Source organism: Saccharopolyspora sp. 6M, assembly GCF_020176775.1.
Lineage (GTDB): Bacteria > Actinomycetota > Actinomycetes > Mycobacteriales > Pseudonocardiaceae > Saccharopolyspora_C > Saccharopolyspora_C gregorii.
This window is the reverse complement of the sequence record NZ_JAIUJZ010000139.1, coordinates 17090-31631: the sequence shown is the minus strand read 5'-3', so window position 1 is coordinate 31631 and position 14542 is coordinate 17090. Positions and strand designations below refer to the sequence as shown.

At 73.8% G+C, this 14542-nt stretch carries 14 protein-coding genes; 10 read left to right on the top strand and 4 right to left on the bottom strand.

Annotated elements, in window-relative coordinates; genetic code table 11:
• Positions 1-160 precede the first annotated feature (160 nt).
• The 4 genes from LCD31_RS18665 to LCD31_RS18650 all read left to right on the top strand — a co-directional run bounded on the left by LCD31_RS18665 (position 161) and on the right by LCD31_RS18650 (position 3761).
• Positions 161-1906, top strand: coding sequence for a DUF6239 family natural product biosynthesis protein (locus tag LCD31_RS18665; RefSeq protein WP_224959822.1), 1746 nt, complete (start codon positions 161-163; stop codon positions 1904-1906).
• A 35-nt stretch (positions 1907-1941) separates the two neighbouring features.
• On the top strand, positions 1942-3189 hold the full coding sequence (locus tag LCD31_RS18660) for a YeeE/YedE family protein (RefSeq protein ID WP_224959820.1): 1248 nt from the start codon (positions 1942-1944) through the stop codon (positions 3187-3189).
• Between the two features lie 84 nt (positions 3190-3273).
• A complete protein-coding gene (locus tag LCD31_RS18655; protein ID WP_224959819.1) occupies positions 3274-3477 on the top strand; it encodes a hypothetical protein in 204 nt (67 codons plus the stop codon).
• Positions 3478-3515: 38 nt separating this feature from the next.
• Positions 3516-3761 carry a hypothetical protein gene (locus tag LCD31_RS18650; RefSeq protein ID WP_224959818.1) on the top strand — a complete coding sequence of 82 codons (246 nt, stop codon included), beginning with the start codon at positions 3516-3518 and terminating at the stop codon, positions 3759-3761.
• An 85-nt stretch (positions 3762-3846) separates the two neighbouring features.
• Here LCD31_RS18650 and LCD31_RS18645 read toward each other — a convergent pair whose 3' ends face one another.
• Both LCD31_RS18645 and LCD31_RS18640 read right to left on the bottom strand, forming a co-directional pair.
• Entirely contained in the window at positions 3847-4320 is a 474-nt protein-coding gene (locus LCD31_RS18645; RefSeq protein ID WP_224959817.1) for a hypothetical protein, read from the bottom strand.
• 239 nt (positions 4321-4559) lie between these two features.
• Positions 4560-5117, bottom strand: coding sequence for a GNAT family N-acetyltransferase (locus tag LCD31_RS18640; protein ID WP_224959816.1), 558 nt, complete (start codon positions 5115-5117; stop codon positions 4560-4562).
• A 182-nt stretch (positions 5118-5299) separates the two neighbouring features.
• On the opposite strand from LCD31_RS18640, the gene LCD31_RS18635 reads away from it, so the two are divergent.
• Positions 5300-6529 (top strand): winged helix-turn-helix domain-containing protein, encoded by a 1230-nt coding sequence (locus LCD31_RS18635; RefSeq protein WP_224959815.1) that lies wholly within the window; start codon positions 5300-5302, stop codon positions 6527-6529.
• Here LCD31_RS18635 and LCD31_RS18630 read toward each other — a convergent pair.
• Both LCD31_RS18630 and LCD31_RS18625 read right to left on the bottom strand, forming a co-directional pair.
• Positions 6513-7526: a DUF4097 family beta strand repeat-containing protein gene (locus LCD31_RS18630; RefSeq protein ID WP_224959814.1), complete on the bottom strand. Its 1014-nt coding sequence runs from the start codon at positions 7524-7526 to the stop codon at positions 6513-6515. The two genes, LCD31_RS18635 and LCD31_RS18630, sit on opposite strands and share 17 nt — an antisense overlap.
• 22 nt (positions 7527-7548) lie before the next feature.
• On the bottom strand, positions 7549-8127 hold the full coding sequence (locus LCD31_RS18625; RefSeq protein ID WP_224959813.1) for a toxin-antitoxin system HicB family antitoxin: 579 nt from the start codon (positions 8125-8127) through the stop codon (positions 7549-7551).
• A 199-nt stretch (positions 8128-8326) separates the two neighbouring features.
• On the opposite strand from LCD31_RS18625, the gene thyX reads away from it, so the two are divergent.
• The 5 genes from thyX to LCD31_RS18600 all read left to right on the top strand — a co-directional run bounded on the left by thyX (position 8327) and on the right by LCD31_RS18600 (position 14487).
• Entirely contained in the window at positions 8327-9079 is a 753-nt protein-coding gene (thyX, locus tag LCD31_RS18620; protein ID WP_224959811.1) for an FAD-dependent thymidylate synthase, read from the top strand.
• Positions 9080-9151: 72 nt separating this feature from the next.
• On the top strand, positions 9152-10576 hold the full coding sequence (locus LCD31_RS18615; protein ID WP_224959809.1) for a serine/threonine-protein kinase: 1425 nt from the start codon (positions 9152-9154) through the stop codon (positions 10574-10576).
• Positions 10577-10936: 360 nt separating this feature from the next.
• On the top strand, positions 10937-11563 hold the full coding sequence (locus tag LCD31_RS18610; RefSeq protein ID WP_224959808.1) for a TIGR03085 family metal-binding protein: 627 nt from the start codon (positions 10937-10939) through the stop codon (positions 11561-11563).
• Between the two features lie 261 nt (positions 11564-11824).
• Positions 11825-12766 (top strand): 4-hydroxy-tetrahydrodipicolinate synthase, encoded by a 942-nt coding sequence (gene dapA / locus LCD31_RS18605; protein WP_224959806.1) that lies wholly within the window; start codon positions 11825-11827, stop codon positions 12764-12766.
• The gene (locus tag LCD31_RS18600) at positions 12763-14487 is read left to right on the top strand and encodes a ribonuclease J (protein WP_304612900.1); all 1725 of its coding nucleotides are present in this window, start codon (positions 12763-12765) and stop codon (positions 14485-14487) included. The genes dapA and LCD31_RS18600 overlap by 4 nt, the downstream gene beginning before the upstream one ends.
• Positions 14488-14542: the final 55 nt, after the last annotated feature.

Below are 14542 nucleotides of genomic sequence, written 5' to 3'. Positions count from 1 at the left end.
GCACCGCGGGCCACTGCCACGCCGCGCCCTGCGCCGAGACCTTCCCGCCGCCGCCCACCGGGTCGACGGCGATCGCCGGCCCCCCCCGCGCCCGCGCCCCCCCCCCCCCCGGGTTCCCGGAACCCTCCCGCACCCGTTCGGAACGAGGAACACGATGGACATGAGCGGTATGCACGCCGGCACCGGAGTGACCGGAGTGGACGCCGCGGGGCTCGTGCTGCGGGTGCTGCTGCTCGGCGGCACCGTCGTCGCCGCCGGGCTCGGGCTGCTGCGCCCCGCCGTGCGCGGCACCGGCCGCGCCACCACCTGGATCGCGTGGGCCGCCGCCGGGGTGGGCGCGGTCGCCGCGCTGCTGTCGATCCCGCTGCTCGACATCAACGTCCCCGTCGCCGTCGTGCACGCGGTGCTGCTGCTGGCGCTGCCGGTCGCGCTGCGCGCGCCCACGCCCGCCGCCTACCTCGGATTCGCGCTCACCGCGCTCGTCGTCGTGGAGAGCGCGCTCGGGCACTCGCCCGCGGAATTCCTCGTCACCACCCTCGTCACCGCCACCGCCGTCACCTGGCTCGGGCTCGCCGGGTTCGCGCTCACCCTGCCCGCCGAGCGGCGCCCCGAAGGCGGACTGCGGCTGCGGCCGCTGGCGATCGTGCTCGCCGTGGTGCTGCTCGCGGCCGCCGCGGCGCAACTCCTGCTCACCGGCATCGCCGACCGGCGGCTGCTCGGCGCGCTCGGCGCCGTGCTGCTGCTGATCACGGCGTCCGCGATCGCCGCCGGCGTCGTCGTGGTGCTGCTGCGCCGCGGCGACCCGTGGCGGACCTACCGGATCGGGGCGGTCGCCGTCGCCGCCGCCTTCGTCGCCTGGACCGTGCTGCCCGGCATCCCGGCGCCCGGGGAACTCCCGCTGCCGGGAGTGCCGCGACTCGCGCACGCCGCCGTCGGCGACCAGGACGTGCCGGTGCTCGTCACCCCGCACCGGCCCGGCAAGAACCTCGTGCACCTGCCGGAGAGCGCGGGCGACGAGTTCACCGTCGACGCGGGCGGCGGCCCGGTGCGCGCCGTCGCGCGCCCTGGCACCTCCGGCACCTGGGCCGAAGTGGACCTGCCCGCCGGGCGCGGCGAACTGGAGGTCCACGGCCCCGGTGCCACCACCGGTGACGTCGAAATCGACACCGGCAGCGGCCCCGGACTGCCTGCCGCCACCTCCGGCGACGGGCCGGAATGCGCCAGCACCGCGCTCGCCGCCCTCGTCGCCGGGCAGCGCGTCCCGCTCGACGGGTGCCCCGCCGACGCGCTGTCCGTGCAGGACGCCGCCGGGCTGCGCACCCTCGTCGGCTACGTCCAGCGCAACGGGGCGCCCGGCATCACCGTCCTCGGCGACGACTCGCCCCGATCTCGCGCCGCCGCCGACGTCGTCCGCGACGCCGCCCGGCAAGCCCGGATCCCCGTCGGCGACCGCCCGGCCCCCGACAACGCGCTCGTCCTCGTCGGCAGCTGGACCGACGCGGCCCGGCGCCTCGACACCGTCGCGGCGACCCAGCACACCGCGCCCACCTACGCCTACGGCGTGCACCTCGCGCCCTGGCTGCTGCACAGCCCCGTCACCACCGGCATCGCCAGCTCCGCGGTGCCGCTGCGCTTCGACCCCCGCGAATACCGCTCGCTGGAATACGGCATGGCGCTGTCCACGTCGTTCGGTGGCGAACCGCCGTCCGTCGCCGGATTCCACACCTGGCTCGCCGCCCGCGGGCAACGCGCGCACGACCCCGTCGTGATCTACGCCTCCGCCCAGGTCGACGCGATGCAGATGGACATGCCCGGCATGCGTGGCGGAATGCACGGTTCCGAACCCGCCGGTCAGTGGGTTCCGCATGGCACCGTGGTCGCGGTCTCCGGGCCGCTGGCCCCCTGATACCGCCACCGGCCCCCGAAACGAGGAGCAACGACATGTCCGCAGTGGACACCGCTGAAGCACCCAGAACACCGGCGCCACCCGCGCCGCAGGCACCACCCGCACGCCCCGGCGTCGTCACCATCGGCATCCTGCTCGCCGCCGTCGTCGGCCTCGCCGTCGCCAGCGCGGCCGGCTGGAAGCTCGCCGTGCTCTACGTCGTCGGCCTCGCGCTCGGCGGCGTGCTGTTCCACTCCCGGTTCGGGTTCACCTCCGCCTGGCGGCAGCTCGTCGCCGTCGGGCAAGGGCGTGCACTGCGCGCGCACATGCTGATGCTGGCCGTCGCGTGCGTGCTGTTCGCCGTCATCCTCGGCACCGGCGCCGGGCTCTCCGGCACCCCGGAAGGGACCGTGGCGCCCGCCGGGCTGGGCGTGGTCCTCGGCTCGTTCCTGTTCGGCGTCGGCATGCAGGTCGGCGGCTCCTGCGCCTCCGGCACCCTGTTCGCCGTCGGCAGCGGGCAGACCGCGATCCTCTACACCCTCGGCGGGTTCATCGCCGGGTCCGTGCTCAGCGCCTTCCTCACCCCGTGGATCAGCGCGCTGCAGAAGACCGGGCCGACCGTGTCCTTCGCGGACACCCCGCTCGGCTACCCGGGGGCGTTGCTGATCTCGCTGCTCATCATCGGAGCGGTCGTCGGCGTCTCGCTGCTCGTCGAACGCCGCCGCACCCCGCCGCCGATCGAAGCGCCGCCCACCGCGCAGGGCCTGCTGCGCGTGCTGCGCGGCTCGTGGCCGCTGTGGGCCGGCGCGCTGCTGCTCGCCGGGCTGAACGCGCTGACCCTGTTCATCTCCGGCGGACCGTGGGGCATCACGTCCGCGTTCGGCCTGTGGGGCGCGAAGTTCCTCGGCTGGATCGGCGTCGACATCTCCGGTGCGCCGTTCTGGACGGTGCCGGAGAACGCCGCGAAGCTCGACGCGTCCGTGCTCGCCGACAAGATCTCGGTGATGGACTTCGGCATCATGATCGGCGCCCTGGTGGCCTCCGCCGCGGCCGGCGCGTTCGTGCTGCACCGCCGCATCCCGTGGCGGCTCGCCGTCGGCGCCGTGCTCGGCGGGATCCTGATGGGACTCGGCGCCCGGCTCGCCGGTGGCTGCAACATCGGCGCCTACTTCTCCGGCATCGCCTCGTTCAGCCTGCACGGCTGGCTGTGGGGCGTCGTCGCCATCATCGGGACCTACGCGGGACTGCTGCTGCGGCCGCTGTTCGGGCTGGGCAATCCGAAGCCCACCGACTCGGTCTGCTGAACCGCCCGCGCGGTGGCGAGCCGCCGTGGGGCGTCCGACTTCCCGCCGGTTCGGGCGGGATGGAGAGAAACGAGGAGAAGCACCATGTCGAAGAGCCTCGCCAGGCTGACGGCCGCGACCGTCACCAGCCTCGCCCTGCTCGGGCTCGGCGCCGGAGTCGCGCAGGCCGACCCGCCGTCGATCTGGGTGATCCCCGGCGTCGACGCGGGCGGGCTGCTGAGCCCCACCGTCGGCCTGCCCACCGCCGCGCTCAACCCCGTCGTCGGCCTGCTCGACGCCCTCAGCTGACCCACCGCCAGCTGCCCGATCGGAGAGGAACACCGCTGATGAACACCGCTGTGCGCCGCGGCCTGGCCGCCACCGCGCTCGCCGGGACCGCCCTGCTCGGTTCCGCCACCGCCGCCATCGCCGCACCGCAGGCCGCCCCCGACCCGGGCGGCGTCGTCATCGTCGACGAGCCCGACACCGGCGACCTGAACAACATCTGGACGTTCGCGCCGCTGGGCGTTCCGGTGCTGGGCCTGCTCGATTCGCTCGCCGACGTGCCCGGGAAGCTCCTGCCGCTGCCCTGATCGACATGAGCGCCGATCCGTGCTGTTCACGAGCAGCGGGCGCCGTCGCACCGGACGTGGACCGCGTGCGGCGGCGTCCGCACGCTCACAACCAGGCGATCATCGCTCCTGGTGCGACCGCCAGCGCCGCGAACCGGACGAAGCGCCCCACCAGGCCGGTCACCAGGAAGGTGCTCAGCGGCACCCGCGCCCAGCCGGCGGCCACGCAGGTCGCGAGGAACGGGGGCAGGCTCGCCACCGCGCTCAGCAGCAGCACCCCGCCCGTCCACATCGGACGGTGCTGGCAGCCGAGGCGGAACCGCTCCAGCCACGCCGCCCACCGGCCGCGGGGCTCGCCCGGCTCGCTCTTGCGCTGCAGGAACCGCGGCAGCCGGATCACGCCGCGCGCCGCGTAGAAGTACAGCAACTTGCCGCCGATCTGGCCGATCGTCACCACCAGCGCCAGCAGCCACCACGGGACTTCGGGGCTCTTCACGACCAGGCCGATCACGAAGATCTCCACGCTGATCACGGGGAGGAGTGCGGAGGCCACCGCCATGCCGAAAGCGGTCGCGATCAAGCAGATCGAGGTCAGCACAGGTCCACCCGGGCGTCGGAGTGCGGTCCGCCACAGGCTAGCAATGCGTGACGGGGTGCTGACGCCGAACTCGGCCCGCGCTGCGCGGCGGGTGGCGGCCCGCCGCATCCCGCACGGTCGGAGCAGGTGAACGGCCTACCGGCCCGGTCCGCTCGGGGATCTGCCTCGGCGGTCGAGCACGGCGGAGGGCCCGGTCTCGGCGGGCTGGCCGCTCGGTGGCGTCAGTGCAGGTCCAGGTCCAGCGGGCCGGTCAGGCGCAGCTCGCGCATCGGTCGGCCGCCCGCGTCCAAGGTGCGGACCGTGCCGTCCGGCAACCAGCCCGCGTGCTCGAAGAACGCCAGCGACACCGAATCGGCCTCCGGCACCCAGCTGATGCCGCGGGCCGCGCCACCGTCGGCGAGGCGTTGCGCCATCGTCGCCAGCAACCGGCCGCCGTGGCCGCGACGTCCCCACCGCGGCTCCACCAACAGCGTGCTCACCCACGCCACCTCGGCGAGGTCCGGCGGCACCGCGCCGTCCGCCGCCGCGGCCTCCTGCTCGGGAGCGGCGCCCGCCGCGCAGAAACCGACCAGGTGGTCGCCTTCGGTGGCGACCAGCACCGCCACCGGACCACCGGCGACCGCCTCGGTCCACTGCCGCGTCGTCTCCGCCTCGTCCAAGCCCGCCAGCACTTCCGCTGGCAGCAGGTCCGCGTAGGCGCTGCGCCAGGTCGAGAGCTGCACTCGGGCGATCTCGGGGGCATCGGCGGGCGTCGCAGCCCGCACCTCGGCATCGGCCATGCGCGCCAACCTAGCGCCCGAGGCGGGGCGGTCGGGTGGCCCGGGCCGGCGAAGCTGGCCGGCGAAGCGGGTGGGGCCGGTTGGAGGTTTCGGTTGGTCCGCCGGTGCAGCTGGCTCCGCCTATGCGAACCGGCGTGTCGGCGCGAGCGGGCGTGTCGGTGCGGGATGGCAGCATGCGGCGGATGCAGACCATGAGCACCGCGGCGGCCCGGCGCACCGCGTTGGCCGCGCAGGGGTTCGCCGACAGCCGCCCCACCGGACGACCCACCCGCCAGCACCTGAACCGGGCGCTGGGGCGCACCAAGCTGTTGCAGCTCGACTCGGTGAACGTCGCGGTGCGCGCGCACTACATGCCGCTGTTCAGCCGACTCGGCTCCTACCCGGCCCGGCTCGTGGACGACGCGGCCTGGGCGCCGACCGCCGCGAAACCCCGGTTGCTCGTCGAGTACTGGGCGCACGAAGCCTCGCTGATCCCGGTGCGGGACTGGCCGCTGCTGCGCTGGCGGATGCGGGAGCACGGCGGTGCCTGGCGCAGTCGTTCCCGGGAACTGCTGGAGACGGCGCCCGGGCTCGTCGACGACGTGCTCGCCGCGGTGAAGGACCTCGGCCCGGTGGGCGCGGGCACCTTGGAACGCGAGCTCGGCGGCGGAGTCCGGCAGGGTCGCGGGCCGTGGTGGAACCGCACCGACACCAAGCGGGTGTGCGAGCTGCTGTTCGCGATGGGCGAGCTCACCACCGGCACCCGCAAGGGCTTCGAACGGCTCTACGACCTGCCGGAGCGGGTGCTGCCGCCCGAGGTGCTGGCCCAGGACCCGGCGGTCGAGGACGCGGTCCGCGAACTGGTGCGCCGCTCCGCCGAAGCCCACGGGGTGGCCACCGAGACCGATCTGCGCGACTACTACCGGCTGAGTCCGCAGCAGTCCAGGCAGGCCGTCGCCGAGCTCGTCGAAAGCGGTGAGCTGGAGCCGGTCGCCGTCGAGGGCTGGACCAAGCAGGCGTACCTGCACCGCGACGCCCGCACCCCGCGCGCGGTCCGCGGCCGAGCCCTGCTGTGCCCGTTCGATCCGCTGGTCTGGGAGCGCTCCCGCGCGGAGCGGTTGTTCGGCTTCCGCTACCGCATCGAGATCTACGTGCCGGAACCGAAGCGGCAGTACGGCTACTACGTGTTCCCCTTCCTCCTCGACGGTGAGCTCGTCGGTCGCGTGGATCTGAAGGCCGACCGGGCGGCGAAGGTCCTCCGGGTTCCGGGGGCCTTCGCCGAGCCCGGTCACGACCTCGGTGCGGCTGTTCCGGAACTCGCGGATGCGCTCACCGAGATGGCCGACTGGCTGGGTCTGGACGGGGTGGAGGTCGGCTCGCGCGGTGACGCCCACCTCGTCGAGGCGTTGCGCGCGCTCACACCGCGGAGGTGAGCAGGGCGTCGCCGCTGCCGGTGCGCCCGAAGATCCGCAGCGCCGGTTCCTGCGCGGTCGGTTGCCCGGACACGTCGAGTTCGCTGTCCACGGTGCCGGTGCTGGAGGTCAGGTCGACCTCCGCATCGGTGCCCCGCGGGAGGGCGATCCGCAGCTCTCCGGAACCGGTGATCAGCTCGACCTGACCGGAGCGGGCCTCGGCGATGCCGACGTCCCCGCTGCCGGAGCGCACCAGCACGTCCGAGTCCACGGTGCCCAGCCACACCGCGCCGCTGCCGGTGACCACCGAGGATGCGGAGCGCACCGCGGCGATCTCCACGTCCCCGCTGCCGCTGCGCGCCTGCACCCCACCGGCCATCTCGCCGAGGTGCAGCGCACCGGAACCGGTGCGGGCGACGGTGCTGCCACCGGCCCGCTCGACCGACACCGCGCCACCGCCGGACTGCACGTGCACCCGGCCCGCCGGCCCGGTCACCCGCACTTCCCCGGCGCCCGCGCGGATCGCGAGCTGGGAATCCTCGGGCGCCCGGACCAGCACGGACAGCGGTACGGCGCGCAGCGGCACCGTGGTGGGGGTGCGCACCGCCAACCTGTTGCCGGTGAGGTCGATGCGGGTCTGCCGCACCGCCTCGGCCACCGGTTCGCGAGGCCCGGAGCGGCCAAAGGGCCGCTCGCCCGGGCCGCGCTCGCCGGGACCGCGGTCACCGGTGCCGCGGTCGCCGGTGCCGCCGCGCGTCGCCGCCTCCCCGAACTGCTCGCTGACCCAGCTGAGCAGCCCGGTGAGCCCGCTGCGCCAATCGCCACCACCCGGGGCCGAATCGTGGCGGACCTCGACGTGCGTGACCGCCGTGGCGCTCAGCTCGACCGTGATCGAGCCGAGGCTGTTGCCGATGTCCACCTCGATAGGTGCCGCCGTGTCGAAGTCCTGCGTGCGCACCAGGCCGGCCGATTCCTCGGCGTCCCGGGGGTCCTGCTCGTCCGCGCCGTTGCCGTTCATCACCACCACCGCCTTCCCGCGCTCAGCCGTGCACCCAGCCGTGCAGCCGCGACCCGGGACCGTCGTCGGGTCCGTCGGGGCGCCAGCGGCCCGCCCCGGGCGGTCCCCAGCCACCGGGTCCCCGACCCGGGCGGTGGTGGTCCCACGGTCCGCGCGGCCTGCCGCCGTGCAGCGCGCCCTGCACCGCCTGCGCGACCCACGTGTTCAGCGAGACGCCCTGGGTGGAGGCGGCCTGCTCGGCCTGCGACTTGATCTCGTCGAGCAGTCGCAGCGTGATGCGGCTGATGTCGCCGCCGTCGGCGCCGGGCGGCGGAGGTGGTGGTCGTTCCTCCTCGGCGGCCGCGGCGCGCGGGGCGCCGCCCGGACCGCCGACGACGACGCGGACGGCCCGGCCGACGAGCCGGAGGTCGACGACTTCCCCGTCGAGGTGCGTGGTCACCTCGGCGGCGAGGTCGGAGAGCGCGTTCATGATCGCCAAGCGGGCAGCGGGTTCGATCGCGGCGGAGAGCGCCGCGGCGGTCTGCCGGGTCTGCTCGTCGCCCGCCGAGGCGGCGGAACCGAGGTCTTCCCGGAGCTGTGCGATGTACGGGCTGAGATCCATGACACCACTATGGCGTCATGGATGGCGTCGCGCAACGACACGATGGTGTCAGCAGGTCCCGGGCGTGCCGCCATCGCCGGTCCCCGGCCGGATCCCGCCGCCCCGGCCGCCGGATACGCTCGGGAAACCGCCGCCGCCCGCCCGGGACGCGGCGGGACCATCCGGGTTCGTCCGCGAGGCAGAAGGGGATCCGCGCACCGTGACCGACATCGTGCCGCCGAAGGTCCAGCTCATCGGCAAGACCGAGTTCTTCCCGCCCGCCGACGTGGACTGGTCCACCGACGCGGACGGCGGCCAGGCGCTCGCGGAGTTCGCCGGCCGGGCCTGCTACCAGTCGTGGCACAAGCCGAACCCGGCCACGGCCACCAACGAGGGCTACCTGCGGCACATCATGGAGGTCGGCCACCTCTCGGTGCTGGAGCACGGGTCGGTCACCTTCTACCTGACCGGGATGTCCCGGTCGCTGACCCACGAGCTGATCCGCCACCGGCACTTCTCCTACTCGCAGCTCTCGCAGCGCTACGTGCCCGAGCGGGACGCGGCGGTGGTCGAGCCCGACGTCATCGCCGAGGACCCGGAGCTGCACGCGAGGTTCGTCCGCGCGACGGAGGCGAGCGTCGCCGCCTACACCGAACTCCTGGACGCCCTGCAGGAGAAGTTCGCCGACGAGCCGCAGGCCACGTTGCGCCGCAAGCAGGCCAGGCAGGCCGCGCGCTCGGTGCTGCCCAACGCGACCGAGACCCGGATCGTGGTCACCGGCAACTACCGCGCCTGGCGGCACTTCGTGGCGATGCGCGCCAGCGAGCACGCCGACGTGGAGATCCGGGCGCTGGCCGTCGAATGCCTGCGGCAGCTGCAGCGGGCCGCCCCGAACGTGTTCGGCGATTTCGAGATCACCGCGCTCCGGGACGGCTCCGAGGTCGCTTCCAGCCCGTTCGTTGCCGAGGGCTGAACGCGGAACCGCGCGAGCCCCTCCCGCGTCCGATGAGATGATCTCGACCAGGACTGACGTGGGGGAGGGTCCGTGGTGGAGCGGACGGACGCGCTGGCGCGCACCATCGGCGACCGCTACCGGGTGACCGGTGAGCTGGGGCGCGGCGGCATGGGCATCGTCTGGCGGGCCTGGGACCAGGTGATCGGTCGCGAGGTCGCGATCAAGCAGCTGCACGTGCCGGACGGGGTGCCGCCCGCCGAACGCGCCGTGTTCGAGGAGCGGGTGCTGCGGGAGGCCCGCACCGCCGGGCGGCTCAGCGACCCCGGCGTGGTCACCGTGCACGACGTGCTCAGCGAAGGCGGCGGCACGTTCATCGTCATGGAGCTGGTGCAGGCCGGGACGCTCAGCGAGCTCGTCGCCCGGTGCGGGCCGATGCCGCCGGAGCGGGTCGCCGACCTCGCGCGGCGGTTGCTGTCCGCGCTGGAGGCGGCGCACGCGGCCGGGATCGTGCACCGCGACGTGAAGCCCAGCAACATCATGATCGCCGACGGGGTCGTGAAGCTCGCCGACTTCGGCATCGCGCAGACCGTGGACGACCCGCGGCTGACCAGCAGCGGCAGCATCGTCGGCTCGCCGTCGTTCATGGCTCCGGAGCGCATCCAGGGAGCCGATGCCACCCCGGCGGGTGATCTGTGGTCGCTGGGCGCGACGTTGTTCTTCGCCGCGGAGGGCTGGTTGCCGTTCGAGCGGCGGACCACGGCGGCGACGCTGCACGCGGTGCTCAACGAGACGCCCGCGCTGACCCGCACCCAGGGCCCGCTCGGTTCGTTGATCACGGGTCTGCTCATCGCGGACCCGCGCGCCCGGTTCACCCCGGCGCAGGCCCGCGCGCTGCTGGCGGGCGATCAGGTGGGCACCCGGGTGCAGGCCGCGCCGACCGCGCCGCTGCCCGCCGGCCGCCGGACCCCGTGGCGCGCCGCGGCGGTGGCGGCGGTGGTGCTGCTGGTGGCGGGCCTGCTGATCGGGCGGTTCGCGCTGGTGCCGGGGCCGCCGGAGGCGGAGCTGCCGACGCTGACCTACGGGCCGGACGGCGACCTGACCACCTTCGAAGCCAGCAAGATCGAATCCTGCGGCACGGGCGTCCCCGCCGCGGGCGCGAGCGTGCCCGAGGAGCAGGTCGGGTCCTGCTCGGAACCGCACGACTTCGAGGTCTACACCGACGGTTCCCCGTTCGGCAGCAGCGCGAGCAGCGACACCGCCTACCCCGGCGCGGAGCAGCTGGCGCGGTTCGGCGAAGCGCTGTGCGGCGCCTACTTCGCCTCCGCCGAGGTCGAGCTGCCGGGCAAGGACGCGGCGCTGCGCTACGGGGCGCTGGTGCCGACCGAGCAGGCGTGGGAGCTGAAGCGGCGGACCGCCGCGGACGACGACTCCGACACCGACGGCGGCGCGCAGACCGTGCTCTGCTACCTGCGCAGCACCGACGGCACGAAGCTCACCCGATCGCTCGCGAACTGACCCGGATTCGGCCGGAAGGGGTGGAATCCGGCACGCGCGGTGCGGTGATCCTCGCGCTGGAGTGAGCAGCGGGGGCGCCGCCGGGTCGCCGCTGGCCTCGGACGAGCGGGCCGGGACGAGCGGGCCGGGGACGAACGAGCCGGTCGCCCGGGCGGCGCACGCTTCGCCACCGGCGCGATCGAGCTCCCGGCCGCGCTGCGCTGTGGCGCGGTGGTCCCCACCCGCGAGGCGTGGGAGGACGAGCGGGCCACCTCGGCGGACGGCGACCCGTCGAACGACCGGGGCGCTACGCGCCCAGCGCCGACGGCAGTCCGCCGATGACCTCCGTCACGGGGAGCTGAACCCCGGTAAGGTGGCCGCATGGGTGTGGCCAACGACGAACGCCGGGAACTGTGCGACCTGTTCGACCAGGTCGGGCCGGACGCGCCGACGCTGTGCGGCGAGTGGAAGACCAAGGACCTCGCGGTGCACCTGGTGCTGCGGGAACGCCGCCCGGACGCGCTGGCGGGCAAGTTCGTCAAGGCGCTCGCCGAGCGCGGCGACAAGATCGAGCAGGAGCTGCGGGACAAGCCGTGGCCGGAGCTGATCGGCACCGTCCGCGAAGGCGCCCCCAAGTGGAACCCGCTGGCGATCGGCGCCGTGGACGAGGCCGTCAACACCGCCGAGTTCTTCGTGCACCACGAGGACGTCCGCCGCGCCCAGCCCGGCTGGCAGTCGCGCCCCACCGACCCGGAGCGGGAGGAGGCGCTGTGGAAGTCGCTGAGCAGGGTCGCGAAGGTCTTCTACGGCCGCAGTCCGGTGGGCGTGGTGCTGCGCCGCCCCGACGGCACCGAGATCGCCGCGAAGCGCGGGCCGCGCACGGTGCGCTTCAGCGGTGAGCCCAGCGAGCTGCTGCTGCACGCGTTCGGCCGCAAGCAGGCGCGGGTGGACATCGACGGCAACGACGCGGACGTCCTCGCGGTCGAGGACCTGCGCCGCTCGTTCTGACGGCGGTCGCCGAACCCGTTCGGCGGCCCGGCGGCGCGCGTTCGGCCTGGTGCGGGACCTGCGCCAGCGCTGCCGCACCGGCCGATTTCGCGCGCTGGCACCGGAAATCCGCCCGTCGCGGCGCTGATCAGCGGGAACACGGCCGGTTCCGGACGGGCTCGGCCGTCGAGTTTCCGCGATCTTCGAGCCGGGCCGGGTGCGGCGCCGGTGGTGGCCGATGCGGCGCGCTGACCAGTGGGCTCACCAGGTAGCGTCAGGGCCATGACCGTCTGTCCCACCGCCACTGAAGGACGGCCGTTCGGCCGGGTCCTGACCGCCATGGTGACGCCGTTCGACGCGGACGGGAAGCTCGACCTGGCGCTGGCTCAGGAGCTCGCGACCTACCTCGTCGATCACGTCGGCAACGACGGCCTGGTCGTCAACGGCACCACGGGCGAGAGCCCCACGACCAGTGATGACGAGAAGGAGCAGCTGCTGCGCGCCGTCGTCGAAGCGGTGGGGGACCGCGCGACGGTGGTAGCGGGAGCGGGCACGAACGACACCGCCCATTCGGTGGAGCTGGCCCGCACCGCGGAGAAGGCCGGTGCGCACGGGCTGCTCGTGGTGACCCCGTACTACTCCCGCCCGCCGCAGGAGGGCCTGCTGTCGCACTTCACGACGGTGGCCGATGCGACGGAGCTGCCGGTGATGCTCTACGACATCCCGCCGCGCTCCGTGGTGCCCATCCACACGGACACGTTGAAGCGGCTGGCGGAGCACCCGCAGATCAAGGCCGTCAAGGACTCCAAGCACGACCTGTGGGCGGGCAGCGAGGTGCTGTCGAACAGCGACCTGGCCTACTACTCGGGCGAGGATCCGCTGAACCTGCCGTGGTTGTCCGTGGGCGCCGTCGGTTTCGTCAGCGTCATCGGGCACGTGGTCGGCGACCGGCTGCGCAAGATGCTCGACGCGTTCGAGGCGGGCGACATCGCCACCGCGCGCGAGGTGCACGTCGGGCTGATGCCGGTGTACCGGTCGATGAACTTCGTCGGCGGCGTGGTGTTCTCGAAGACGGCGATGCGGCTGTGCGGCTACGAGACGGGGCATCCCCGGCTGCCGCTGCCGCAGGCCACCGACGAGCAGGTGCGGGTGATCACGAGTGATCTGTGGGACGCCGGTCTGGTCCTGGTCAATCCCGACGCCGCAGCAGAGGTGACGCGTTGAGCGCTCGCGCAACAGCTTCCGAACACCAGCCCGTGACCCCGACGGCCTCGGCGCCACCACCGGCGCTGCCCGAGGGCGGCCTGCGGGTGACCGCCTTGGGCGGCATCGGCGAGGTCGGCCGGAACATGACCGTGTTCGAGCACGAGGGCAAGCTGCTCATCGTCGACTGCGGTGTGCTGTTCCCGGAGGACGACTCGCCCGGCGTGGACCTGATCCTGCCCGACTTCGGGGCGATCGAGAACCGGCTGGACGACGTCGAGGCCCTGGTGCTCACGCACGGCCACGAGGACCACATCGGTGCGGTGCCGTTCCTGCTGCGGTTGCGCCCGGACCTGCCGGTGGTGGGGTCGAAGTTCACGCTGGCGCTGCTGGCCGCCAAGTGCAAGGAGCACCGGCAGGACCCGGTGCTGGTCGAGGTCACCGAGGGACAGCACAGCAAGCACGGCGTGTTCGACCTGGAGTTCTTCGCGGTCAACCACTCGATCCCGGACGCGTTGGCGGTGGCGATCCGCACGCCGGCCGGGGTGGTGCTGCACACCGGGGACATCAAGCTGGACCAGCTGCCGCTGGACGGCAGGCTCACCGACCTGGCCGGGTTCTCGCGGCTGGGCGACGAGGGCGTGGACCTGTTCCTGGTGGACTCGACGAACGCCGAGGTCCCCGGGTTCGTGACGCCGGAGCGCGAGATCGGCCCGGTGCTGGACCGGGTGATCGGGAAGGCGACGCAGCGGCTGATCGTGGCGTGCTTCGCCAGCCACGTGCACCGCGTGCAGCAGGTGCTGGACGTCGCCGAGCAGCACGGCCGCAAGGTGTGCTTCGTGGGCCGGTCGATGGTGCGCAACATGGGCATCGCGAACGACCTGGGCATCCTGCGGGTGCCGCCGGGCCTGCTGGTGGAGCTGGACGAGGCGCTGGCGATGCCGGAGCACCTGGTGCTGTTCGTCTCGACCGGTTCGCAGGGCGAGCCGCTGTCGGCGCTGTCCCGGATGGCGCGCGGCGAGCACAAGCAGATCCGGATCCGCGCCGGGGACACCGTGGTGCTGGCGTCCTCGCTGATCCCGGGCAACGAGACCGCGGTGTTCGGCGTGGTCAACGGCTTGGTGCGGCTGGGTGCGGACGTGGTGCACCAGGGCGGGGCGAAGGTCCACGTCTCGGGTCACGCCTCCGCCGGTGAGCTGCTGTACCTGTACAACGCGGTGCGCCCGAGCAACGTGATGCCGGTGCACGGCGAGTGGCGGCACCTGCGCGCGAACGCGGAGCTGGCCCGGTTGACGGGGGTTCCGGCGGAGCGCGTGGTGATCGCCGAGGACGGCGTGGTGGTCGACATGGTCGACGGCATCGCGCGGGTCTCGGGCCGCGTCGAGGTGGGCCACGTCTACGTGGACGGCCTGTCCGTGGGCGACGTGGGTGAGTCGACGCTGTCGGACCGGCTGGTGCTGGGCGAGGGCGGGTTCATCTCGATCACCGTGGCGGTCGAGGCGGCGACGGGCCGCGCGGTGTCCCGCCCGACGTTGTCCGGGCGCGGTTTCTCCGACGACCCGAAGGCGCTGGACGACGTGGTGCCGCTGGTGGAGATGGAGCTGGCCCGCACCGAGTCGGAGGGGATCACCGACACGCACCGCATCGCGCAGGCCGTGCGCCGCGTGGTCGGCAAGTGGGTGGCGGACAAGTACCGCCGCCGCCCGATGATCGTGCCGAACGTGCTGCCGGTCGATTCCTGATCGCTCGCTCCGAAGAGCTGTGCACGGCCCGCCCGACCAGGCGCACTGGGCGAGC